The organism is Gracilibacillus alcaliphilus (genome assembly GCF_016909015.1).
Classification (GTDB): Bacteria; Bacillota; Bacilli; order Bacillales; family Amphibacillaceae; genus Gracilibacillus; species Gracilibacillus alcaliphilus.
Map to the genome: position 1 here is coordinate 68,568 of NZ_JAFBFA010000019.1, position 22,738 is coordinate 91,305.

The 22,738-nt window shown below is 39.4% G+C and carries 24 protein-coding genes and 1 riboswitch; of the genes, 19 read left to right on the forward strand and 5 right to left on the reverse strand.

The genetic code is table 11. The features are described 5' to 3' along the window. Positions 1–26: 26 nt before the first annotated feature. From JOD18_RS14035 to JOD18_RS14045, 3 genes are read left to right on the forward strand one after another with little or no spacing between them, the layout of a single operon-like run. On the forward strand, positions 27–794 hold the full coding sequence (locus JOD18_RS14035; protein WP_204669695.1) for an ABC transporter ATP-binding protein: 768 nt from the start codon (positions 27–29) through the stop codon (positions 792–794). Next, the gene (locus JOD18_RS14040) at positions 781–2,640 is read left to right on the forward strand and encodes an ABC transporter permease (RefSeq protein WP_204669697.1); all 1,860 of its coding nucleotides are present in this window, start codon (positions 781–783) and stop codon (positions 2,638–2,640) included. Before JOD18_RS14035 ends, JOD18_RS14040 begins: the two co-directional genes overlap by 14 nt. Before the next feature lies 1 nt (position 2,641). Continuing rightward, the gene (locus tag JOD18_RS14045) at positions 2,642–2,995 is read left to right on the forward strand and encodes a YxeA family protein (protein WP_204669699.1); all 354 of its coding nucleotides are present in this window, start codon (positions 2,642–2,644) and stop codon (positions 2,993–2,995) included. 518 nt (positions 2,996–3,513) lie between these two features. Here the strand turns inward: JOD18_RS14045 and JOD18_RS14050 are convergent. Beyond that, complete coding sequence (locus tag JOD18_RS14050; RefSeq protein WP_239588133.1) at positions 3,514–3,780, reverse strand: VanZ family protein; 267 nt, start codon at positions 3,778–3,780, stop codon at positions 3,514–3,516. Positions 3,781–4,080: 300 nt separating this feature from the next. On the opposite strand from JOD18_RS14050, the gene JOD18_RS14055 reads away from it, so the two are divergent. The 4 genes from JOD18_RS14055 (at position 4,081) to JOD18_RS24625 (ending at position 8,090) form a co-directional block, all read left to right on the forward strand. Next, the gene (locus JOD18_RS14055; protein WP_204669703.1) at positions 4,081–5,046 is read left to right on the forward strand and encodes a LacI family DNA-binding transcriptional regulator; all 966 of its coding nucleotides are present in this window, start codon (positions 4,081–4,083) and stop codon (positions 5,044–5,046) included. Between the two features lie 586 nt (positions 5,047–5,632). Further along, positions 5,633–7,054 (forward strand): glycoside hydrolase family 32 protein, encoded by a 1,422-nt coding sequence (locus tag JOD18_RS14060; RefSeq protein ID WP_204669705.1) that lies wholly within the window; start codon positions 5,633–5,635, stop codon positions 7,052–7,054. Between the two features lie 123 nt (positions 7,055–7,177). Then, positions 7,178–7,633 carry an MFS transporter gene (locus JOD18_RS14065; RefSeq protein ID WP_338029548.1) on the forward strand — a complete coding sequence of 152 codons (456 nt, stop codon included), beginning with the start codon at positions 7,178–7,180 and terminating at the stop codon, positions 7,631–7,633. A gap of 34 nt (positions 7,634–7,667) precedes the next feature. After that, positions 7,668–8,090 carry an MFS transporter gene (locus JOD18_RS24625; RefSeq protein ID WP_204669708.1) on the forward strand — a complete coding sequence of 141 codons (423 nt, stop codon included), beginning with the start codon at positions 7,668–7,670 and terminating at the stop codon, positions 8,088–8,090. Positions 8,091–8,270: 180 nt separating this feature from the next. Here JOD18_RS24625 and JOD18_RS14075 read toward each other — a convergent pair whose 3' ends face one another. Then, complete coding sequence (locus tag JOD18_RS14075) at positions 8,271–9,233, reverse strand: D-2-hydroxyacid dehydrogenase (RefSeq protein ID WP_204669710.1); 963 nt, start codon at positions 9,231–9,233, stop codon at positions 8,271–8,273. Positions 9,234–9,518: 285 nt separating this feature from the next. Here JOD18_RS14075 and JOD18_RS14080 point away from each other — a divergent pair, with 285 nt between their 5' ends. The 6 genes from JOD18_RS14080 to ytzI all read left to right on the forward strand — a co-directional run bounded on the left by JOD18_RS14080 (position 9,519) and on the right by ytzI (position 14,463). After that, the gene (locus JOD18_RS14080) at positions 9,519–10,430 is read left to right on the forward strand and encodes an aminoglycoside phosphotransferase family protein (RefSeq protein WP_204669712.1); all 912 of its coding nucleotides are present in this window, start codon (positions 9,519–9,521) and stop codon (positions 10,428–10,430) included. A 415-nt stretch (positions 10,431–10,845) separates the two neighbouring features. Further along, positions 10,846–11,625, forward strand: a complete 780-nt coding sequence (locus JOD18_RS14085; protein WP_204669750.1) for an ATP-binding cassette domain-containing protein — start codon at positions 10,846–10,848, stop codon at positions 11,623–11,625. A gap of 17 nt (positions 11,626–11,642) precedes the next feature. After that, on the forward strand, positions 11,643–12,578 hold the full coding sequence (locus JOD18_RS14090; RefSeq protein ID WP_204669714.1) for a bile acid:sodium symporter family protein: 936 nt from the start codon (positions 11,643–11,645) through the stop codon (positions 12,576–12,578). A 291-nt stretch (positions 12,579–12,869) separates the two neighbouring features. Beyond that, complete coding sequence (locus JOD18_RS14095; protein WP_204669716.1) at positions 12,870–13,478, forward strand: TetR/AcrR family transcriptional regulator; 609 nt, start codon at positions 12,870–12,872, stop codon at positions 13,476–13,478. A gap of 215 nt (positions 13,479–13,693) precedes the next feature. Next, positions 13,694–14,047, forward strand: coding sequence for a DUF1360 domain-containing protein (locus JOD18_RS14100; RefSeq protein ID WP_204669718.1), 354 nt, complete (start codon positions 13,694–13,696; stop codon positions 14,045–14,047). Between the two features lie 257 nt (positions 14,048–14,304). Then, positions 14,305–14,463: a YtzI protein gene (gene ytzI, locus JOD18_RS14105; protein ID WP_204669720.1), complete on the forward strand. Its 159-nt coding sequence runs from the start codon at positions 14,305–14,307 to the stop codon at positions 14,461–14,463. Positions 14,464–14,501: 38 nt separating this feature from the next. On the opposite strand, the gene JOD18_RS14110 is transcribed toward ytzI, so the two are convergent. Then, complete coding sequence (locus JOD18_RS14110; protein ID WP_204669722.1) at positions 14,502–15,668, reverse strand: iron-containing alcohol dehydrogenase; 1,167 nt, start codon at positions 15,666–15,668, stop codon at positions 14,502–14,504. 210 nt (positions 15,669–15,878) lie between these two features. Here JOD18_RS14110 and JOD18_RS14115 point away from each other — a divergent pair, with 210 nt between their 5' ends. Next, positions 15,879–16,298 (forward strand): Ohr family peroxiredoxin, encoded by a 420-nt coding sequence (locus tag JOD18_RS14115; RefSeq protein ID WP_204669724.1) that lies wholly within the window; start codon positions 15,879–15,881, stop codon positions 16,296–16,298. A gap of 566 nt (positions 16,299–16,864) precedes the next feature. Here the strand turns inward: JOD18_RS14115 and JOD18_RS14120 are convergent. Both JOD18_RS14120 and JOD18_RS14125 read right to left on the reverse strand, forming a co-directional pair. Beyond that, a complete protein-coding gene (locus tag JOD18_RS14120; protein WP_204669726.1) occupies positions 16,865–17,173 on the reverse strand; it encodes a hypothetical protein in 309 nt (102 codons plus the stop codon). Between the two features lie 89 nt (positions 17,174–17,262). Continuing rightward, positions 17,263–18,462: a CynX/NimT family MFS transporter gene (locus tag JOD18_RS14125; RefSeq protein ID WP_204669728.1), complete on the reverse strand. Its 1,200-nt coding sequence runs from the start codon at positions 18,460–18,462 to the stop codon at positions 17,263–17,265. 152 nt (positions 18,463–18,614) lie between these two features. Here JOD18_RS14125 and lepB point away from each other — a divergent pair, with 152 nt between their 5' ends. The 5 genes from lepB (at position 18,615) to thiE (ending at position 22,575) form a co-directional block, all read left to right on the forward strand. Beyond that, positions 18,615–19,163, forward strand: coding sequence for a signal peptidase I (lepB, locus tag JOD18_RS14130; RefSeq protein WP_204669730.1), 549 nt, complete (start codon positions 18,615–18,617; stop codon positions 19,161–19,163). Between the two features lie 167 nt (positions 19,164–19,330). Continuing rightward, a riboswitch (TPP riboswitch) is annotated at positions 19,331–19,437 on the forward strand. Positions 19,438–19,644: 207 nt separating this feature from the next. Beyond that, positions 19,645–20,331: a thiaminase II gene (tenA, locus tag JOD18_RS14135; RefSeq protein WP_204669732.1), complete on the forward strand. Its 687-nt coding sequence runs from the start codon at positions 19,645–19,647 to the stop codon at positions 20,329–20,331. Between the two features lie 2 nt (positions 20,332–20,333). Further along, positions 20,334–21,152, forward strand: coding sequence for a bifunctional hydroxymethylpyrimidine kinase/phosphomethylpyrimidine kinase (gene thiD, locus JOD18_RS14140; RefSeq protein ID WP_204669734.1), 819 nt, complete (start codon positions 20,334–20,336; stop codon positions 21,150–21,152). Between the two features lie 2 nt (positions 21,153–21,154). After that, entirely contained in the window at positions 21,155–21,943 is a 789-nt protein-coding gene (gene thiM / locus JOD18_RS14145; RefSeq protein ID WP_204669736.1) for a hydroxyethylthiazole kinase, read from the forward strand. Next, positions 21,943–22,575 carry a thiamine phosphate synthase gene (gene thiE / locus JOD18_RS14150; protein WP_204669738.1) on the forward strand — a complete coding sequence of 211 codons (633 nt, stop codon included), beginning with the start codon at positions 21,943–21,945 and terminating at the stop codon, positions 22,573–22,575. Before thiM ends, thiE begins: the two co-directional genes overlap by 1 nt. Positions 22,576–22,738: the final 163 nt, after the last annotated feature.

The following is a 22,738-nucleotide window of genomic DNA, read 5'->3' on the forward strand; positions in this document are numbered from 1 at the left end:
TAAGTATACGAAAGAGGTGCATACGAATGGAACATGTATTAAAAGTAAGTCATGTTGAAAAAATTTATGGAAAAGGAGCCAATACTTATAAAGCACTGGAAGATATATCCTTTACGATTGAACCAGGCGAATTTGTAGGAGTAATGGGACCTTCAGGAGCCGGTAAATCTACTTTATTAAATGTATTGGCCACGATTGACTCCCCAACAAGCGGGGACATCTTGATTGAGGCAGATAATATCGCCAAAATGAAAGAAGAGAAATTAGCAGATTTTCGCCGTGATCATTTGGGCTTTATTTTTCAGGATTATAATTTATTAGATTCTTTAACGGTAAGAGAGAATATCCTATTGCCGCTTGCGATTGCTAAACGGCCGGCAAAAGAAATTCAGGAAAAAGTAATGACGATGGCTCAGACGTTTGGTATCGAAAATTTATTGGATAAATATCCATATCAAATTTCAGGCGGGCAGAAACAACGTACAGCTTCTTGCCGTGCACTTGTTTCCAATCCCAAGCTGATTTTTGCCGATGAGCCGACAGGAGCACTTGATTCCAAATCAGCAACTGATTTATTAGAGAGCCTAAGCTCGTTAAATCTAGAACAAGAAGCAACGATTATGATGGTGACACATGATGCCTATGCCGCAAGTTTTTGCCGCCGGATTCTATTTATCAAGGATGGCCGATTATCGAAAGAAATGATCCGAGGTAATCATACTCGTAAGGAGTTTTTCCAATTAATTTTAGATGAATTGGCATATATTGGCGGTGATGGACATGACCTTGTTTGATTTAGCTGTAAAGAATATTAGACGTAATATGAAGAATTATGGCCTTTATATAGGGGCAACGGTATTTTCTATCATTATCTACTTTACCTTTGCCACATTAAAGCATAGTGACGATATTAGTGTGCTGGCAGAAACCTCGAGACAAGTGAAGGGGATTATGAGTGGTTCTGCTTTTGTATTAGTCATATTTGTTGCGATTTTTATTCTGTATTCCAATACCTTTTTTATGAAAAAACGTAAGCAGGAAGTTGCTTTATATTCCTTATTAGGGGTCAGAAAGCGCACGATTGGCTTTTTACTTTTCTTTGAGAATATGATGATTGGCCTGACTTCCTTGTTGATTGGTATGGTATTAGGTTTCTTTCTATCCCAGTTATTTTTAGCTATCTTAATGAAGCTGATGGGGCTTGACATGGCATTTACCTTTGCATTCTCAGGAAGTGCCGTTATCGAAACTGTGATGGTATTCTTTCTCATCTTCTTGGTGACGTCCCTGCTTGGTTATCGTGTAATCTATCAATTTAAGTTAATTGATTTATTTCATGCAGCGAAAAAAGGAGAAGATCAGCCAAAGGCTCGTCTGATTGCTGCTTTAATTGGTGTACTGACATTAGTACTAGCTTATTGGCTAGCCTTGCAAGATTTAATGACATCTGCCGCATGGAGAATATTCGGTTTGGCTATGCCACTTATTATTATCGGGCTGACGATACTAGGTTCTTATTTGTTATTTAACAGTGTATTGGTTTATGTATTAAACACATTAAAGAAAAGGGCAGGCTGGGCGTGGAAAGGCCTTAACCTGATGACTGCTTCTCAATTGCTATATCGCATACGTGCCAATGCTAAGACGTTAACCATTATTGCTACTCTTAGTGCCACTACTATTACAGCGGGTGGAGCCGTCTTTGGCATGTATTATAACACCGACCAAAATGTCGAGGAATACATTCCATTTTCCTTTATGTGGAAAGGGCCGCAATATGAAATAGAAGCTGATGCTGTGGAAGCAACACTGGATTTTGAAGTGAAGGATATTCGAGTGTCTGACAATGACATGGACAGAGAATATTATGTGATTGACCAATCCACTTTTACAAAATTAGCCGAAACGCTCAATTGGAATGATATCGAAAGCCTATCAGATAAGGCTAACGAAGTACTATTGATTGATCCATTTTATGATGAGCGCTGGTCAGAACCGATCGATGAGATAGTGATAGAGGGTACGGCTTTTCCGATTAGCAAAACGTATGCCAAATCCATTTTTAATGCAGAAACCTTACCAGGTGCTGTGCTTGTGATAGAGGATGAGACGTACCAAGGATTGACTGGTGAGACAGCAAGTTATCATGCCGTTCAAATGGATGACTATAAAAAACATGCCGCTTTATCGGAACAACTGGCGAAAACAGACAGTCTGGAGAATTTTTCGAGTGCGGTAGCGAACTACCAAGATTTATTGAGGTCCTCTGGTGCACAATTGTTTGTGGGGAGTTTCTTAGGGCTGGTGTTCTTGTTAGCAACGGGAAGTATTATTTTCTTTAAGATGATGACAGAGGCAGAAGAAGACAAAGACAAGTATGGTATTCTGCGTAAAATTGGTGTATCGAAAAAAGAGATGAAGCGGACAGTCCGCTATCAAATGGGAATGATCTTTATGGCACCGTTATTGCTTGGTTTATTGCATGGAACAGTCGCCTTAATCGCCTTTTCTAATTTATTGCAAATGAATCTCTGGGTGCCTATCTTATGGTGGATGTTAGCCTATGCACTTGTTTATACTATTTATTATTTTATTACGGTAAGAGGATTTTATCGTACGATTAATCAGGAGGGAATATAGGATGAAAAAAATATTTGTGATTATCCTTGTATTAATAGTAGGGGCAGTGATTGTATTAATGACCGTCGATTTTAACCGCTTGGGCAAAGATAGTGTTTATATCGAGGTAATTGATCCGACAGACATAGAGGAAGAGAAGCTGGATAACGGTGAAATTATGACCAGATACTGGTATCAGCAAACCGCTTTTAATGAAGAAGGAGAGTCAGTAGAAATAGAATTCTCTGCACACAAGGAATTACGCCAAGGTGCTTATTTAATGCTGTATGTAAAGAATGATAGTGAGGTAACTTCCTATGATGAAGTGCAGTGGGACGAGATTCCAAGCACTGCTCAAGCTGCATTAGAATCTTAAGTGCCAAAACTGGAACCATACTTAACAGAAAGATAAATGTGGTTTATAAAATCATTGCTACTAAGGATAGATGTCAGCAGGTATAGTACCTGTTCATCTATCCTTATCTTTTTATCTAACTACGACAGAAGACTCCCACCTCAAAGAATGTGAAGGGCATAACCCGATGAGTAGGTGAGAGGCATGTCGGTAGGCGTCGCCTAAATGGTTGAATAGTACGAACGCTAGTTCTATAATATGCTTGTAAGTTGCTCTTTGAAAACTGAAGATATGGGGTTGTTGCAGGAAATTCGTCTGTAATGTAAAATCTTAAACGTTCATCGCCCCATACGAGCCGAAGTTGCGAAAATCAAGCTAAAGTAGGACGTGTGGCGAGTCCAACGTACAAAATATTAAGCACGAACCGTCGGAATGGCGGAGTTAGCCTGCTAAAAAACTGGTAGCTGCACCGGTGTTCGCAGGAATCTCCCATTTCAAATTTTCATTGGAAAAATAAGTGGGGTAGTTCAACAAGCTAATTAATCCCCTTTGTTTCTCCCCAATCGACCAGCAAACAGTCCTTTCCGCAGGGCTCCGAGCATGTTCAAAATATAATCATCGATATCAAAACTGCCTCTTCTGGTAACAATCTGAATTATTTCCACCAATAGCAGCAGTCCTGTTATAGAAATGAAAAAATGCGCTAATCGATTTAATTTTTTCACAAAAAAGGTTGCATACAACCCCATCGGCAAAAACAAGACAAGGTTTCCGAACAAGTTTTTCAGCGGAATATCAATATTCATGCTCCCAAAATGATATTTGTGTTGTGAATATATTTCTATGTTTATTTTACTGTTGCATAAATGAAAGGAAAGCATTCCTTACCATGTATCCCAATAAAAATCTCATTAAAAAGAGAAATTACTAAGCAATATGTGCTACAATTTTGGTTAGCACTGCTTATTAGCAGATGGAGCAGTAACACAGTGAGCCTTTGCAAGAAAAACATGATGTTGCTCTGTGTCTCGATTGGCTAGTATCGAGAAAGAAGATCTTATGATCGCAGGAGATTGATACCGTTCTATTGAAGGAGGTTTATGCCGATGAAACCAAAAATACAAGATGTAGCTAAGACAGCAGGTGTATCGCCTACTACTGTTTCCAGAGTACTAAATGACCGCGGTTACATCAGTAAAGAAACAAAAGAAAAAGTTTATCAAGCTATGAAAGAAATCAATTACATTCCCAATGATTTGGCACGCTCGCTTTATAACAAACGAACCCATTTAATTGGTGTAATTGTGCCTTCTGCCAGCAATCCATTCTATGGTGATTTGGTGACTCATATTGAACGTTGTTGTAATGACAAAGGCTATAAGGTGCTCTTATGTAATAGTGTGCATGAAGCCGAGAAGGAGAAGAAATACTGGGAAATGTTACTGCGCAACCAAGTAGATGGTGTGATTGTGGTTACCTATAACCGCGGACTGATTGATTTAAAGCAGCATCTGCCAGCGGTAGCTATTGATCATTATTTATCCAAGCAAATTCAAGTGGTTAGTTCTGATAATTTCCAAGGCGGTAAGCTGGCAACGGAAGAGCTGATTGCTCAAGGTTGTAAACACATTGCCCATATTAATGGTGCCGCTACAATTGAAACACCAGCCAATGACCGAAGATTTGCCTATCAACAAGTGATGATAAATAATGGACTGACGCCAATTATTTATGAAGTTCACGATAATCAGCTAGAAGTGATTCAGCAGTTATTTGCCGAACATCCAGAAGTGGATGGTATCTTTGCAAGTGATGATATATTAGCGATAAAAAGTTGGCAGTATGCGATAAAACAAGGATATCGTATCCCTGAGGACTTGAAAATTATCGGGTATGATGGAACTGAATTGATTCGGTCTATTTACCCGGAACTAGCAACTATTATACAGCCAATAGCACAAATTGCTGAAAAATCAGTAGAGTTGCTGGATCGTCAGATTAATGAGCAAGAATATGCTATCGCACCAGCAATCTTACCCGTATCGTTGTGTAAAGGTAGTGTACTTGACTAATAGAAGTTGTCCAAAAAGCCAAATAAAAATACGCATCGAATGTCGAAAGTGATGGCAGCAGAAGGTCAACCACATCGTGCGGGTAACACAGAAGTCAACACTTCCTCTGCAAGCCCGCTGTTAAAAGGTAGCGCCGCGTTAAACTTTCGACGTACAAGGTGTACAAATCCAGACGTGGTGATGTCGTCATGGTTTTAGATTGTGGACGTACAGGATGTACTAGTACCGATGCTGCAACACGGTGCTGCTAGCGTAGCCGAGATGGTGTTTTTTATCTAATTTTTTGAACACACATTAATATAGAGGTAGGTCTTTTCGCATAAAATCCAAGCTAGCACCAATAAATGCGTGGTGCTAGCTTGGATTTTATCAAAAAATACTGTCAACCGATTGACATATGATTGGAAATATAAGATGATAGATAGAGAGAAATAAAATCAAATGTTAGCATACAGAGCTAGTTTATATCTTTACTAAGTACAACTTGGAGAAATACGGGAATACCGATGGTGCTAGGTAAACATTTGTAATGGCTGAAGCTTTGTAAGTAAAAACTTAAAAACATATAATGGAAAGGAAGATAGAGATGTATTATCAAGAAACACTTCGTCCGCAGATTCATTTTACACCAAAAGAGAATTGGATTAATGATCCAAATGGATTAGTTTATTATGAGGGTGAATATCATTTATTTTATCAGCGTAACCCAAACGGTAATAAACATGCTGATATGCACTGGGGTCATGCTGTCAGTACAGACTTATACCATTGGAAAGAGCTGGGCACGGCCTTAGAACCGGATCAACTAGGTACGATTTTCTCCGGCTCAGCTGTAGTAGATAAACATAATACGAGTGGTTTGTTTAAAGAGGAAACTGGTGGATTAGTAGCCATTTTTACACATGATAACCATGGAGAACAGCAGCAAAGTATTGCCTATAGTGAAGATAAAGGCAGAACATGGGTAAAATATGAAGGAAATCCGGTCATTCCAAATACCACGATCAAAGATTTCCGTGATCCAAAAGTAGCTTGGCATGCTGACAGCAAACAATGGGTGATGGTATTAGCCTGTGGTGATCATATTCAATTCTTTGGTTCACCAAATTTAATTGATTGGACACACTTATCTTCATTTGGGAAAGAATATCCATCAGACGGTGGCGTTTGGGAATGCCCAGATTTAATTCATCTTCCTGTTGAAGGAACGGATCAAAAAGAATGGGTATTAATTGTCAGCATTAATCCAGGTGGCCCTAACGGTGGCTCGGCAGTCTACTATTTTACAGGTTCTTTTGATGGAAAAGAATTTCATCCGAATGAGGCAGCCACAGATCCGCTGAAGTGGGCAGATGAAGGCAGAGACTTCTATGCGGCGGTTACATGGGATAATACGGATGATACGTATTGGATCGGCTGGATGAACAATTGGGATTATGCCAATGACGTGCCTGTATCGCCATGGCGCAGTGCGATGAGCCTTGTCCGTAAGATCAGCTTACAGCCAGATGGCGGTAATTATTTATTAAAACAAGAGCCAGTCATCGTGTCGGAGCCTGTCCAAGTCAGATCAGAATCAAGTCTAACGATAAAACCAGGTGAGAAAGCAGCCTATGATGTGACACTGCCTGGGACTATCGATATTCAATTAAGTCAACCTGCAAAACAGTGGGGCTTCCAATTAGTAAGTGATCAAGGAGAAGTCTTTAAATTAGAAATTAACCAAACGAATAATAGCTATACTTTCTATCGCACTGAAGGACAGCAAGATTTCTCTGACAAATTTGCAAGTGAGATTACGGGAAGCTTGAATGGTTTAGATATTCAAAAAATTACAGCTATCTTTGATCATTGTTCATTTGAGTTATTTGCTAATGACGGTGTGGTTGTTTCTACTAATCTGATGTATCCAAGCGGGGCAATTACTGCTGTGGAATTATATACAGAAGAAGCGGAAGTAGAGGTAGAACAATTAAGTATGAACGAATTGCCGACAATTTGGAAGTAGTTGCTACGGGGAGAGAGCGCGTAATTTGTGCTCTCTCTTCCATTTTTGAGAGGAGTAAAAATTTATTACATTCTATGCCATCTGACTAAGAAATAGTTTGGAACTAACGGGTGCGCAAGTAGGATCCATTTATTCCTTAGTTCCTTTTTATCGTTAGCCTTTATGATTTTATACGGCTATTTACAAGATAAATTAGGCACGAAAAAGAATCTTGTATGGTTTCAAAGTATTGTCTTAGTCTTTATCGGTTCGTTTGTGATTTATGTTTATGAACCATTGTTATTGAGCCAATTCTATCTTGGTGCAACATTAGGGGCGATCTACCTAGGTGCTGGTTTCTTGGAATCATTCACAGAGAAAATAAGCCGTAAATACGACTTCGAATTTGGAAAGGCACGAATGTGGGGTTCTTTAGGCTATGCCGTTGCAGCAATTGGTGCAGGCTCTTTAATGAATATTAACCTGCATATTAACTTCTGGATTGCCTCAGGTACAGGGGGACTTTTCTTGCTTTTAAACATGTTGTTTAAAGTAGAAGTAACAAAAGAAAAGAAAAGAGTGTTTCTAATATTTCAATGAAGGATATTCGATTTCTCTTTTCCAATAGAGTATTTTGGTTTTTACTTATTTATTTATTTATTTATTCGGTACTGTTTGTATTTATACCGTCTATGATCAGCAGCTATTCCCGGTATACTTCGTGGAGTTATTTCCAACAGAGGAAGAGGGCAATAGAATTTATGGAATATTAAACTCTGCTCAGGTGTTTGTTGAGGCTTTATTCTTATTCCTGGCTCCGTTTATTGTTAATAAAGTCGATTTCGATGTAAGGCTGTCGGCTACTGTATATTTAATAGGGTTTAAAGTTTCTAGTGAAATCGGGGTTATCGTGTTTTCCAGTATAGTAGGCCGTCTCAATGATGTAACCAGCTATGAGGCAACATTCTATATTTTAGGGGCTATTGTGGTGATATTTGTTATTTTCTCCATCTTTACCTTGAAAAATAATGATAGGGAGCAGAAATTTAGACCCTGAATTGGAAATGACAAAAACTTAACAAGGAAGCAATCACAACGAATGTATTATAATTAAAGAGAAATCTGAACTAATTTCAATTCTCATGAAAGAATTTTTGATAATAGTTCAAATTTCTCTTTTTTGTGTTAAAAAAGATTAGGAGTTAAAAAAATAGAAATAACAGCTGGGCGGTGCTGGTTAATATCCCTTGTCATAATCAACCCTATTAAGATGTGGCACTTGATGAGTGAGATAATGCTTTAGATTTGGAATAAAGATATCCCGTACTACACGCTCCGTATAATGTTCTGTTGCACCTGCCGTATGCGGAGTGACGATAACATTATCCATTTCCCAGAGCGGACTGTCTTCCGGTAAAGGTTCTGTTTCAAATACATCAAGCCCTGCTCCTGCAATCTCTTTATTTTTCAATGCCTTAATAAATGCATCCTCATTTATAATTTGCCCCCTGCCAATATTGATTAGAAAGGCTGTATCTTTCATTTGGCGGAATTGTTCCGAGTCAAACATATGAGTCGTTTCCTCGGTTAGTGGCAGCGTAATAACAATATAATCAGATTGGCGGAGGACATTGTCCAATTGATTGGGTGTATACATCTCATCCACATATGTGTCAGGTTTTCCAGAATGTCTGACACCGAGAACCTTCATTCCAAATGCTTTGGCAATTTTAGCGGTTTCCTGCCCAATAGCACCAACTCCTAAGATCCCAATCGTTTTCCCGTGAATCTCCAATTCTAGTCCGCCATGATGCCATTTTTTCTCTTGCTGTTGACGGACATATGTATGGATTTTTCGTGTCAATCCCAGTAACAATGCAAAAATTGTCTCTGAGATAGGATAGGCATGGACACCATTGGCACTAGTCAGTATAATCCTCTTTTGCTGCAGTTCTTGAAGCGGTAAGCTGTTTACCCCTGCACTCCAAGTTTGTATCCATTTTAGCTGATCATTTTTTTCAAGCAAAGCTGAAGCTGCTGCACTTTTCCAATGCAGGACGACTTCTGCTTGTGTTAACTCATTCTCAATGCTTTCGCTGTCTTTACTTGCAACAACCTTCCAATTCGGAACAACGGCTTGGATGTCGTCTAACAAATATTGAGCTAAGTCTAAATTGATTACTAACGTTCTGCCAGTCATATCATCGCTCCTTAAATTTATACGTCTTATTAGTATTCTATCATTTTTATGAGAAATTCCATCTTGTTATGCTGTAAATTTTTTATAAAGGCAGCAGCTTGACTGATGTTAACCTCTTTTTGTTAATTGTAATCCATATTTGGCAATTTATTAAGTATACTAGTTTTGCTATTTGGAATTTTCGTATAAAAAGATTGTAAGTTGATATGATAAAATGAGAAACTAATATAGTTACATGAGAATGAAGTTAAAGAAATAATCAAGAACTATATAGAGGGAGGAACAATGGTTAATATAACAGAAATTGTCACTTCTAATCACCTGCCTGTAGTTACATATGAAGAACTAAAATCTGGTTATTCTGCTGCGAAGAAATACAAGCTTTATTCTGCTGAAGGAAAACCATTATATTTATTGAAAATGTATGATATTTTGAAAAAGGATAGAGTGAAACATGAATTTGAGTTGTTAAAAATACATGCTAAAAATGAAGTTTCGTGTCCCGAAGCAATCATATTTAATTATAAAGAAGAAGAGCAAATATGTTATTTAATTCTTTCTTATATAGATGGAGCAAGCGGTGATAGTACTTTGGCTGCACTAGAAGAAGAGTTGCAATATAAAATAGGATTACAAGCTGGGAAAGAATTACGAAAAATACATCTCATCACACCAAATCACTCATTTAACTGGTTTAAAAAACGATTAGATAAATACCAACATAAAATGGAGACTTGTAAAGAGCTTGGACTTACTTTCTATAAACAAACATATGTAGAAAGTTATATCAAAGAGAATATACATCTGTTAAAAAATAGTCCTGTCTGTTTTCAACATGATGATTTCCATCCTCAAAATATAATTATTAAGAACCAAAAATTAGCCGGTATTATTGATTTTGATTCGTTTGACTGGGGAGATCCATTTGAAGAATTTTTTAAAATACCTAAGTATACCGCGCAAGTAAGCAAGTATTTTGCTATAGGTCAGGTAATGGGATATTTTGATAACAGAATTCCTGAGATTTTCTGGAGAAAGTACAACTTGTTTGTAGCATTGAATCAACATGCAAGCCAAATTGGTGGTTACTTAATGGGGAATTTAACGTATGTACAAGAGAGAACGAGACATATTCTAGAGACCCATGATTTTACGCATAATCAACCACCTGAATGGTTTAAGGAGTATAACCTATAAAGTGGGACTTCGTTTAGTAGGGTTTCGACCCATAGGATGTGCTAGTGCAGACGTTGTCAACGCCTCTCTCCCTACTGAACGTTAGTTGACCCCATTGAGCCAGTTACATGTGGTAAATTCGAACGGCAGATATACATGTAAAGGAGAGGCTGCGGCCCACCTTTTTGTATAAGATCGAAACAAGTTCTCCGGGAAATAGCTTATGCGTTCCTAGTTTGAAATTGTGCCCAGCAGTATAGGGAATTGCTGTGGTATTTTTATTTCCTGAGTTAAAGCACCTTTGCAGCGGACATTTTACTCGATTGAAACTATTTTAAAATTGTAAAATAAGTACCAACAAAACACAAGCAATAGACAAATCACAGGAAATATTATAAGGAGAGGTGTATACTGAAGAAAGAGGGAGGTAATGACAGTGGTTTTACATTTAAAAGATGTCAGTTTAAAAAAAGATGGGAATTGGATACTAAAAAATATTAACTGGGATATAAATAAAGGAGAGAACTGGGCCTTATTAGGACTTAATGGAGCAGGGAAGACAGCTCTTTTACATATGCTTTGTTGTTATTATTTCCCGACAAAGGGTGAAGTAGAGGTTGTTGGCAGAAAATTTGGCCGTGATGTGTTGGGTGAGCAGTTAAGACAGCAAATTGGGATTGTCTCCTCTTCTTTAAAACAAAAGATGTATGGGACTGACAGTGCTTACCAAGTTGTGTTAAGCGGTGGATTTGCTTCGATTGGTCTTTATGAAACACCGACTGAAGCGATGCGGGAAAAGGCACAGCAAATCCTTAAGGATTTGGATTGCTTTTCTTATGCTAATCGTCCGTATCGAACCTTGTCACAAGGGGAACAACAACGAGTGCTGATTGGCCGGGCCTTAATGAATGATCCGAAATTATTGATTTTAGATGAACCAACCACTGGTTTAGATTTTATCGCTAGGGAGCAACTGCTAACATCTATCGAAAATATTAGTGCTGATGAAGATGCCCCATCAATAATTTATGTCACACACCATGTCGAAGAAATATTACCGACATTTACCAAAACATTCTTGTTAAAGAACGGAGAAGTCTACCAACAAGGCGATACGGCGGATATGATCAATTCGGAGATGTTAACTACATTCTTTGAGGTACCGGTAGAGGTGGATTGGTCAGAGGAAAGACCAAGATTAAAGAAGAGGTATTGACATAGGAGTAGAAGGATATGCTGAACAGCTTGAATCAGATATTACAGCGAATCATGCCTTTTATTGCACCGGCAAGTGTCATTATAGGTGTCTTATTTGCTGATTATTTAATGCCATTTCAAGGCTGGGTTACTTGGCTATTTGCTTTTATGACCTTTGCCGGTAGTCTTAGCTTGAATTTTGTTGCACTCTATCGTGTGATTAAACACCCTATGTCTGTTGTAATCGCATTGATCATATTGCATATCCTGATGCCGTTGTGGGCTTTTCTCATTGGAGTGATTACTTTCCCAGGGGATACGCTGACAATTATTGGGTTTGTATTAGCGATGATGATTCCAACGGGGATCACCAGTTTTATCTGGGTGTCGATGAATAAGGGAAATGTTGCCTTAACGCTAACGATTATTCTGATCGATACATTGATTGCCCCGTTTATTGTCCCATTCTTATTAACTATATTTGCTGGTGCAAGTGTGCAATTAGATGTTTGGGGAATGATGGTTGGACTAGTCTATATGATCGTGATTCCGTCTGTGTTAGGGATGTTGTTGCATGAACTATCTCATGGGATGATTCACGAAAAATGGAGTCCGCGGCTGGCCCCTTTTTCCAAAATAACCTTGGCGCTTGTGATTATGATTAATAGTTCGGCTGTAGCAGATTATTTGATGGATATTCAGTTTCATCTAATCAAAGTAGCGTTGCTGATGTTTTTCGTTGCTGCTAGCGGTTATTTTCTGGCCTGGCTAGTGGCAAAATGGCTGAAACGACCACAGAAAGATGTGATTGCACTAACGTTTAGCAGTGGTATGCGTAATATCAGTGCAGGGGCAGTTATTGCGGTACAATATTTTCCAGGAGCAGTAGCCGTTCCTGTTGTAATCGGGATGTTGTTTCAACAAGTGCTGGCTTCATTGTACAGTAAGTTTTTAAATAGGGAAAAGGGCTAGGAGAGTGCCTCTGTTTAAGGGTGTGGAAAGCATGTTACGACATAATGCGTATCAGTTTGTTATCTATCTTCGTCAAGAACAAGAGGTGCTCATGGCATCTTTATGCTGAAAAAGTGAATATGTAAAACATTATTCCAATAGTTTTGTTATTTTCTGGCGTATAAAAAAATAAAGACTTTATGTTGCTTAATGTCCATATATAATTTAATTAAAACTATTTTCTTTATCGGAATGAAAGAGAAGATGAAGTAAGGTATTCTTTATGTTTTTAACTTATTTGGAGGAATTTTTATGGCAGAAAGAGGTAGACCTAAAGGCGCAAGCGGGGAAGAAAGTCGGGCATTGCTTCTTGAAATAGCCGCAAAAGAATTTGCCCAGCACGGGTATCACAAGACAAAAGTGAGCTCGATTGTCAAAGGTGCATCATTAAGTCAACCTACTTTTTATCTATATTTCAAAAATAAGGAAGCGGTTTTTGAAGAACTAGAACATTTATTTCGCTTACAAATACTTGATTTTACGAAGAAAAGCCGCTTACAACCCCAATTGGAGTCAACGGCGATAAGAGCACGCATTGCATATAATTTAAAGGAATTATTAGCGTTTCTTGCCAAAAATCCGGATTTAACGCGAATTGGCTTTTACTTGTCAACAAAAGCCGATGAAGTAAAAGCACAAATTGTTGAACAAATTAAAGATAATCTTGATTTTGAAGTAAGTGCCGGCTATTTTCGTAAAGATTTAGATACACAAATGGTTGCAGAGAGTTTAATGGGTATCATTGAACGTTTAACATTTATTCAATTGCTGCCCCAGCAAAAAGAGCCTGAAGAAGTAGCCAACGATATTGTCGATTTATTAATAGCTGGCATGCTAAATAGGAAAAACGGTGATCAATAATTCATCACTTTATTATCTATAAAGAGGGCTTCTTTAGCTAAGGGGAAATATGGATGATAAGAAAAGAATGAAGACATAACTAAAAGATCAAGATGGTATAGCGATCCATCTTGATCTTTTTATTGTGCTTATATCGTTTTCTATAAAAAATAGGCTTATTACGCATGATTCCAACGTCTATCTCATACATTTAGTAAAGATTATATGGAAAGAAGGTGCTTTTGTTGACTTGGTTAACCTTTTTTTTATTGGCATTGGCTGCTTTTCGACTGACACGCTTAATTGTCTACGATAAGATTACGGGATTTATCCGAGCACCTTTTTTTGAGGTGGAAGAAAAATGGCTGACAGATGGGACTGTAGAAGAAACAGTAACCTTCAAAGGGAGCGGGCTGAAGCGATGGGTTGGTGAATTATTGCGTTGTCATTGGTGTACCGGGATTTGGACAAGTACACTATTATATCTTGGTTTTCAACTCGCTCCTTTTGTATTTACCCCAATTGTAATTATTTTGGCAATAGCAGGGGTTGCAGCTATTATCGAGGTGTTGATTTCTTATCTTGTTTAATAGTTGTCTGTTTTGCTTTGTTTATTCTTTTTTATCTTAGAACTGCCGCAACCACATGACTTCTTCGGCCGAGGCTTCTTTTTCTTACTGATAGATGTATAATTCATACTTTCAAACTCCTTTATATAATAATGAGAAGTCTTTACAGCATATAATATGAATAGTATGTGAAAGAAGTTCGGGCAAGTGGATAGTACCTTTGGTTCGTTTATATGCTATAATAGGGCAAAGTTACTTGATGTAAAGGAAGGTTTTTTATGTGGGTAGTTATTGCTGTATCAGCAGTTATTGTTGTGATGGTACTAGTCTTGTCGATCTTGACGTTGAATAAAGGCTACGGATATAACCATACCGTGGATCCTTTGCCAGAAGAAAAGGATCAGGAAAACAAGGAAGAAAGTGACCAAGGAAAATAATGGTCACTTTCTTTTTTATCGAATTTTTTGAACACGCACTACAAGGCAGCCTTATAAATAGCTACAGCGTCTTCTCGGGTTAATTGCTTGAATCGGCCGAATGCAAGACTTGCGGTTACGGTTTTGTCTGCCATTTCTTCAATACTATCTTCTCCAATGCCATAATCGGTTAATCTAGATGGCGCTCCGATTTGATTCCAGAAGCTGCGCAAGGCTTGTATGCCAGAAAGTCCGATTTCTTTATCAGTTTTATCTGCTGGATCAATGCCGAACACTCTCACAGCAAATTGTTTGGCACGTGCCGGATTTTCATCGATTACATATTCCATCCAATGCGGGAAAAGGATCGCCAATCCGCCTCCATGCGGGATATCATGGACGGCTGATACGGCATGCTCTAAGTTATGGGTGGCCCAATCTCCTTGATATCCCATATTCACCATCCCGTTTAAGGCCATTGTGCCATTATAAAGCACGGTTGCACGGTATTCCTCGTTCTTTAAGTCGGCGACCAGTTTTGGTGCTGTTTCCACCATAGTTTGCAGAATGCCTTCTACCATCCGGTCCTGCAGCAAGGTATTGGTTTCATGATGAAAGTAGTGTTCAAAGGCATGTGACATAATATCAACGATTCCATAGACCGTTTGATCGGCAGGTACTGTTTTCGTAAATTCAGGATCAAGTATGGAGAAGACAGGGTATGTATAAGGACTGCCCCAGCCATGTTTCTCCTTTGTTTCCCAATTGGTAATCACCGAGCCTGAATTCATTTCTGAACCAGTTGCGGCTAAGGTAAGGATTGTACCGAAGGGTAAGGCGTCAGTTGCCGCTGCTTTCTTGGTTACAATATCCCAGATATCATGTTCTGATTTAGCACCAGCGGCAATGGCCTTCACACAATCGATTGTGCTTCCGCCGCCTACTGCCAAAATAAAATCTATCTTTTCGGTTTTACAAATATCAATGCCTTTGCGAGCTGTTGTTACTCGCGGATTTGGTTCAACGCCGCTTAATTCCATCACTGTTTTCTGCTCTTGTTTCAGGATGGCGATGACTTGATCATATAAACCATTGCGTTTAATACTGCCTCCACCGTAAACGAGCAAGACTTTGTTCCCGTATTTTTCTAATTCTGAGCTTAATTGTTTAAGTTGACCTGTACCAAAATGTAGTCTAGTTGGGTTATGAAAAGTAAAATCCCGCATGCTGTTTCCTCCTTTTCTAAGTCCATATTACTTATACTATGTCATTGAGGAGTGGCCGTGTAAAGTGATTTGTTTTCTATTTGAATAACCCACAAATATTTACATTGATAAAATTACAGGTTTAATTTGATAGCAGAAAAGGAATAGTACTGGTAGAATAATATTATAGGACAAACTATATGTTCTAATTCATTTAAGGGAGTGGATAGAGTGAGTAATGTATTGTTTACTTCGAAAGCAACAGCAAAAGGCGGTCGTGATGGTTTTGCAAAATCAGACGATGGAATCATCGATGTAAATCTTGTCAATCCGGCTGGTAATAGCAAGGAGAAAGGTTCTAATCCAGAACAATTATTTGCAGCAGGATATTCGGCATGCTATGATGGGGCACTTAATCTAATGGCTTCCAATGCGAAGAAGGACATTGATTCTACGACAACGGCAGAGGTAAGTCTACTAAAAGATGAAGCAGATAATGGCTTCAAGATCGGTGTCGTATTAAATGTGGAAATAAAGGGTGTTTCTCAAGAAGAAGCAGAAGAATTGGCGAACAAGGCCCATAGCTTTTGTCCATACTCCAAAGCAACCAGAGGAAATATTGATGTAGAATTAAAAGTAACAGCCGTTTAAAAAAAGCACGAGGCCTAGGCCTCGTGCTTTTATATATTCCAGGAAATTATAAAATCCTTGCTTGAGGATACCTATTTGCAAACGAATAGCCACGTCTAGCTCCGAGCGCCCAGCAACTAGCGCAACTTCCCTCAGCTTCGTACGATAAAGAAGACTTGCCGATTGACAAAGTCAGAGGCGTAGTCGCCCTTTTATCGGCTAAAAGCAGTCACGTCCTGTGACCAACGCCGATACTAGAACATCTTGTTCGTCGTACCCTTGGGTGAAAGTTAACATCGGCTCCTTACGTCGCCGTGTTGCCTTTATTTCCTACGCTTCAGTCCAGTTCATACATTGCTGTGACGTACAGGATGTGCTAATGCAGGTGTTGCCACACGATGTCACGTTTTTAACCTGTAAGGGCGCTCTGTGCTTTTGTTCTGTTAACGATTTTTAAAATAATCAGAAAAGGCATGGAAAAATTCAATGCCTTGATACACCCATACACTTAATGCGGCAGTTGAAAATAATCCAATCACAAAGAAACGAAACCACATCACAATTCCTCCTTTTTATTAAAAAAGTAGTTATGAGGACTTGCGATAGGTAATGAGATAATTAGATTGATAAAAGACAGCGAATAAATGTCTGTTCCAATCCCAAACAGGTCTGTATGCGAAAAGGATCAGCATTAAACTTATTGCACTATACCATATCACCGGTTCCGCTGCCATACCGATATCAGAGGTTTTCTCGATATCATTTATCGTCTGGTAGTGGCTTGAGGAATTATCACTAAGTTCGGCATAGTACGGTAGTGTGTCTGCATGATGATAAACCGAAACATAGGGAGACAGCGTCAAGAGTATACTAATGGCAATGATCCATTTTTTCATGAACATGAACTCCCTTCTCCATTAGTGATGGTATAGTGTTATGATTATACGCCTTTTTTTGTGCAAAGGAAAGTCATTTGTTAAAAAAACTAATCTGATAATGCATTTTTATTTCGGCCAGCACCTAGTCCAAATACAGCTACAGCTAAAACAATGAAGACAATAGTTACAATTGGCGGGTGCCAAGAACTGGTAAGGTCAAAAATAAATCCTATTGAAATTGGTCCAAGAGCTGCAAGCAGATAACCGAAGGACTGTGCCATACCGGATAGTTCGGCGGCTTGTTTGGCTGTTGTTGTTCGCAAACTTAACAAGGTAAGGGACAAACTGATACAAGCACCTAACATGGTTCCAATGAAGGTGATCGCAATTGTTATAACGATTGTACCTGGTTCAAAATAGAGTAGCCCGTAACCAACCAGACCTAGGAAGGTCACACAGGCTACAATCGCCTGTTGATTTTGGAATTTTCCTGCCAATACTGGTGTAAAAAAGGTCGCAGGTAAGCCAATAAATTGCATATAGGCGACATACCAGCCGGCAGAAGAGGCTGTGTACCCTTGGGAGATGAGAATCTCTGCCAACCAAGAGATCGTTGCATAGAATAGAAATGATTGCAGCCCCATAAATAACGTTACCTGCCAGGCGATGCCAGAACGCATTAACCGGCCTCTGCTTGGCTCTACTAGTTGTTGTTCAGGTGAACGAGGGGTTGCCTTAATCGTTATACTCCAAACAATGATTCCTGCAACGGTTAGGATACTCCAGCTGGCTAAAGCCCATTTCCAGCCTAAACCAAGATTGGTTGTAAGTGGTACACTTAATCCGGAGGCTGTCGCTGCAAAGATAGACATCGCTGTAGTATAAATACCTGTCATGATGCCTATCTTGGTTGGGAAGTTACTCTTGATTAAGCTAGGCAGCAACACATTAATCACAGCGATCCCAACTCCGATCAAGGTAGTGCCGATGAATAAGAGAATAATCGACGGAGTAGAGCGAATCCAGATACCAATCAATAAGATGATTAAGCCGTACAGCAACGCTTTTTCGTTACTTGTTTTGTTTGCAAGTCTCGGTGCTAAAGGCGACATGAAGCCAAAAGCAAGGAGCGGTAGACTGGTTAGAAATCCAGCCGCTCCGTTTGTTATACCGAGATCTTCTCGAATAATGCCAATAATAGGTCCTACCCCAGTAATGGCGGGGCGGAGATTGAAAGCCAATAAAATAATTCCAATCACACTTAAAATAGTAAGATATCGTTTATTTACTTTATTGATAGTTTGCATGATTTTCACCTGATTTTTTCACCACTTCATTCACTATTAATATACAAAATATGTTAGACTGAAATGTGGTATTTATTTTTCATTTGCATTACAATAGAATAACATACATCCCGTATAAGAAAAAGCTTCTAAATGGTGAAAGAAGGTTAACTATGGATAATAAAATATTACAGGAAGTATTCTCGTGGCTGAGAGCTATCGTAATCGCCCTGTTAATTGTATTGGTTTGTCGCTATTTCCTGATTACTCCATCTGTTGTGAAGGGGGAATCAATGTTACCAAATCTGGAAGATGGCGATCGTATTATTTTAAGTAAAATCAGCCCGATTGACCGCTTTGATGAGATTGCATTCAAAGCACCAGATTCAGATGATAATTATGTGAAACGGGTCATCGGCTTGGAGGGTGATTCGATCATTATGGAAAATGATCAGTTATATATAAATGGGGAACCATACGACGAGCCTTATCTAGATGAAATAAAAGCAGAACTGCCAGAAGAAGTTCTTTTAACCGGAAATTTCACGTTAGAAGAATTAACTGGCAGAGGTACAGTTCCGGAAGGGAAGATCTTTGTTCTGGGAGATAACCGTCGTGTCAGCAAAGACAGTCGTGAATTTGGTTTTGTGGATGAAGACGCGATTATCGGTGATGTCAAGATGCGTATCTGGCCACTGCGATCGATCGGGATTATTCCATAATCAGGTAGAGATGATCCCACTTGACAAGCGATTTGTTTCATGATTAAGTGATAATAATGCGTGTTCAAAAAGTCCGGTAAAAAGGACCAAGAAGTTCAAGCCAACGCAGAAATTCGCCGTGTCATTTTTATTGGAATTTTTGATCAACCTTTAATAACTTCATATCTATATTCCGCTAGGGGTGCTGCAAAGGCAGCTGAGACAGGCACATATGTTTGATCCCTTTGAACCTGAACTGGTTAATACCAGCGTAGGAAAGTGGAGCTGGAAGGTATATGGGAGACGTATACCTAACATGTGATGCAAACTGCATGTCTAAGCCGCTCTACTTTAACTAGTAGGCGGCTTTTTTGCATGGATGTAACTGTTTTAATGGAGAAACTCATGTGATTTACATGTTTCATAGAGTAGCAGCTTTCTTTTTGCTGGTAATGTCGGAATAGGATGAAGAATAGGACATATTATATGAGGAGGAATAAGTATGACGTTTAGCAAGGAATTGAGAGAGGCAGCAGATGATATTTTTCAGGGGATTTTTCGACATCCATTTGTAGTAGGGCTTGGTGAAGGGGAGTTGCCAAAAGAGGCTCTTATTCACTATGTAAAGGCTGATTTTGAGTATCTGAATGCCTTTATTAATATTTATGGCATAGCCATTGCCAAAAGTAATACAAGAGAAGATATGGCCTACTTTCATGAGAAAATCAGTTTTATTTTAAATAGTGAGATTCATCCCCATCATAATCTTTGTCAGGCAGCTGGTGTAGATTACAATGATTTGCAAGGTTATCCATTGCCTCCTAGTGCCAATCATTACGTGGCACATATGAAGAGTGCAGCACAACAAGGGAATATGGGGGAATTATTGGCGGCTTTGCTTCCGTGTCCGTGGACTTACTTGGAAATTGGTCATTATTTAAAAAAGACATATCAGCCGACAGAAACGCATCCTTTCTATGAATGGATTAGTTTTTATTCAAGGGAAACGACGGATTCAACTACAGAAGAGCTTCGCCTGCGTTTAGATCAGTGGGCAGAAGGGGTAAATAATCAAGAGAGGGAAAAAGCAAAATTAGCATTTATCAAGAGCTGTCAATTAGAATATCTATTTTGGGACATGGCTTACCAGGTAGAGGAGTGGCCATTCTCATTAGAAGGGAGCAAGTGATCATGAGCAGTACAGTTTCGGCATTAACCATTGCAGGTACCGACCCTACCGGTGGTGCGGGTATCCAAGCGGATTTGAAGGCCTTTCAAGAACGGGAAGTATATGGAATGAGTGTGATTACGTCGGTTGTGGCGCAAAATACGCTGGGCGTACAAGATATCCAGCATTTGAGCTTAGATTTTATTGAAAAACAATTAGAAGTTGTCTTTGAGGATATCAGTCCGCAGGCAATCAAAACAGGGATGGTTGCCACGGTAGATATGATGGAATTGATTGCAGAGAAATTGAAACGAGAAAACAAGCCATATGTGATTGACCCTGTAATGGTGGCGACAAGCGGTGATTCTTTAATGGATGAGGCAACAAGACAAGTGATTCGAAACACCTTGCTTCCTTTGGCTACAGTAGTTACTCCTAATATACCGGAAGCAGAAATATTAGCAGGCTTTTCTATTGCTGATAATCAGGCGGCAGAGGAAGCTGCTAAGGTAATTGTAGACGAACTAGGTGCTCAGGCGGTAGTTATCAAGGGAGGCCATTTAAGTGGTGCACCAACAGATATTCTATATGATGGTATTTCCTATGAATACCTGACTGCCAAGCGTTTTAAAACAAAACATACCCATGGAACCGGCTGTACATTTTCTGCAGTAATTACGGCAGAACTGGCGAAAGGCAAGCAAGTGAAAGAAGCGGTTCAATTAGCAAAGGCGTTTATTACCGATGCGATCCAATATCCATTAGAGTTAGGAAAGGGTAATGGGCCGACTAATCATTGGGGCTATCGATTACAGGGATTGCCTTTCCAAAGGGAGGAATAAGCATGAATCATTTAATTGAACAGGTACGTCAACAGCAGCCGTTGATTCATAATATTACAAATCAAGTGGTAATGAATTTCACAGCCAATGGGTTATACGCCGTAGGGGCTGCACCAGTAATGGCCCACGCCAAAGAAGAAGTAGAAGAGATGGCCCGGCAGGCTGGCGCATTGGTCTTAAATATTGGAACTTTATCAAAGATACAGATAGAGGCGATGATACTAGCAGGTAAAGCCGCTAATCAGGCAGGCGTTCCGGTTGTATTAGACCCAGTTGGTGTCGGAGCTACCCCATTTCGTACTGCCTCTGCAAAACAGATTTTGCAAGAAGTAGAAATAGCCTGTATCAGAGGGAATGCAGGGGAAATAGCGAATTTGGCAGGAATAGAGGCCAAGGTAAAAGGAGTAGAAGGAGTCGCTAGTATAGAGGATGATGATTTTGCCCGGCAGGCTTTTGCCTCTCTGCAGGTTCCGTTAGTTATTACGGGAGCAGAAGATATATTAATTGATAACGAGCAAACCATTGTTATTACTAATGGTGATCCATTATTAACGAAGATAACGGGCACAGGTTGTCTGTTATCTGCCGTAGTGGCTGCCTTTATCGCTGTGCATGATCAGGTGCTGGAAGCAGCGGCAGCGGCAGTCAGTTATTATGGCGTGGCTGCTGAACAGGCAGCTGCTGGCAATAAATATCCGGGCAGTTTCCAAGTAGCTTTTCTTAATGAATTATATCGGCTGGAAGCGGAAGAAATTAGTTTACATCAACGAATGACAAGGAGTTCTAAATAATGGATCGTAACATATTGCAGGTATATTTTATCATGGGAAGCAACAATTGCGATGGCAATCCATTGACAGTATTGGAACAAGCACTAAAAGGCGGGGTGACACTGTTTCAATTTCGGGAAAAAGGTCAAGATGCCCTTACCGGAACAGCGAAAAAACAACTTGCTTTGCATATGAAAGAGTTATGTCAGCGATATCAAGTGCCGTTTATAGTAAATGATGATATAGAATTGGCGTTAGAGATTGGGGTAGATGGTGTCCATGTTGGTCAAGAAGATATGCCGATCCAACAGGTACGAAAACTTGTACCGGATCATTGGCTGATAGGAGTCTCAGCAACCAACCGTCAAGAAGCGGTACAGGCATTAAAAGATGGTGCAGATTATATAGGAGTCGGCCCGATTTATGCAACAGGAACAAAAGCAGACGCCAAACAGCCAATCGGTGTCGATGGTGTTCAGCAGATAAGACAACAAGTAGGTGATCTGCCCATCGTTGCGATCGGTGGCATTAAACAAGCACATGTATCAGCACTGATTGAAGCGGGTGCAGATGGTGTATCCATTATCTCAGCAATCAGCCAAGCATCCCACCCAGAGCAGGCCGCTAAGGAATTTTCGGCTCCTTTTTTGTGAAAAATCCGTCATAGCGAAAATGACGGACAAAGCCAGCAGAATAAAGTTTGAATTGTCCGTCATAGCAATGATATTGTATTAGTAAAGTAGACACTCCTCGAAACTGTCCGTTATAATAGAAAAATTAATCAACAGGAGGAGCATATGAAAACTTACAGTTATG

Coding starts and splice junctions, on each gene's coding strand:
- ytzI (WP_204669720.1), top strand. CDS start 14,305: ATGTGGGTAGTTATTGCTGTATCAGCAGTTATTGTTGTGATGGTACTA.
- JOD18_RS14080 (WP_204669712.1), top strand. CDS start 9,519: ATGGTTAATATAACAGAAATTGTCACTTCTAATCACCTGCCTGTAGTT.
- thiE (WP_204669738.1), top strand. CDS start 21,943: ATGGATCGTAACATATTGCAGGTATATTTTATCATGGGAAGCAACAAT.
- tenA (WP_204669732.1), top strand. CDS start 19,645: ATGACGTTTAGCAAGGAATTGAGAGAGGCAGCAGATGATATTTTTCAG.
- JOD18_RS14075 (WP_204669710.1), bottom strand. CDS start 9,233: ATGACTGGCAGAACGTTAGTAATCAATTTAGACTTAGCTCAATATTTG.
- thiD (WP_204669734.1), top strand. CDS start 20,334: ATGAGCAGTACAGTTTCGGCATTAACCATTGCAGGTACCGACCCTACC.
- JOD18_RS14125 (WP_204669728.1), bottom strand. CDS start 18,462: ATGCAAACTATCAATAAAGTAAATAAACGATATCTTACTATTTTAAGT.
- JOD18_RS14095 (WP_204669716.1), top strand. CDS start 12,870: ATGGCAGAAAGAGGTAGACCTAAAGGCGCAAGCGGGGAAGAAAGTCGG.
- JOD18_RS14045 (WP_204669699.1), top strand. CDS start 2,642: ATGAAAAAAATATTTGTGATTATCCTTGTATTAATAGTAGGGGCAGTG.
- JOD18_RS14050 (WP_239588133.1), bottom strand. CDS start 3,780: ATGAATATTGATATTCCGCTGAAAAACTTGTTCGGAAACCTTGTCTTG.
- JOD18_RS14035 (WP_204669695.1), top strand. CDS start 27: ATGGAACATGTATTAAAAGTAAGTCATGTTGAAAAAATTTATGGAAAA.
- lepB (WP_204669730.1), top strand. CDS start 18,615: ATGGATAATAAAATATTACAGGAAGTATTCTCGTGGCTGAGAGCTATC.
- JOD18_RS14040 (WP_204669697.1), top strand. CDS start 781: ATGACCTTGTTTGATTTAGCTGTAAAGAATATTAGACGTAATATGAAG.
- JOD18_RS14060 (WP_204669705.1), top strand. CDS start 5,633: ATGTATTATCAAGAAACACTTCGTCCGCAGATTCATTTTACACCAAAA.
- JOD18_RS14055 (WP_204669703.1), top strand. CDS start 4,081: ATGAAACCAAAAATACAAGATGTAGCTAAGACAGCAGGTGTATCGCCT.
- JOD18_RS14090 (WP_204669714.1), top strand. CDS start 11,643: ATGCTGAACAGCTTGAATCAGATATTACAGCGAATCATGCCTTTTATT.
- thiM (WP_204669736.1), top strand. CDS start 21,155: ATGAATCATTTAATTGAACAGGTACGTCAACAGCAGCCGTTGATTCAT.
- JOD18_RS14120 (WP_204669726.1), bottom strand. CDS start 17,173: ATGAAAAAATGGATCATTGCCATTAGTATACTCTTGACGCTGTCTCCC.
- JOD18_RS14110 (WP_204669722.1), bottom strand. CDS start 15,668: ATGCGGGATTTTACTTTTCATAACCCAACTAGACTACATTTTGGTACA.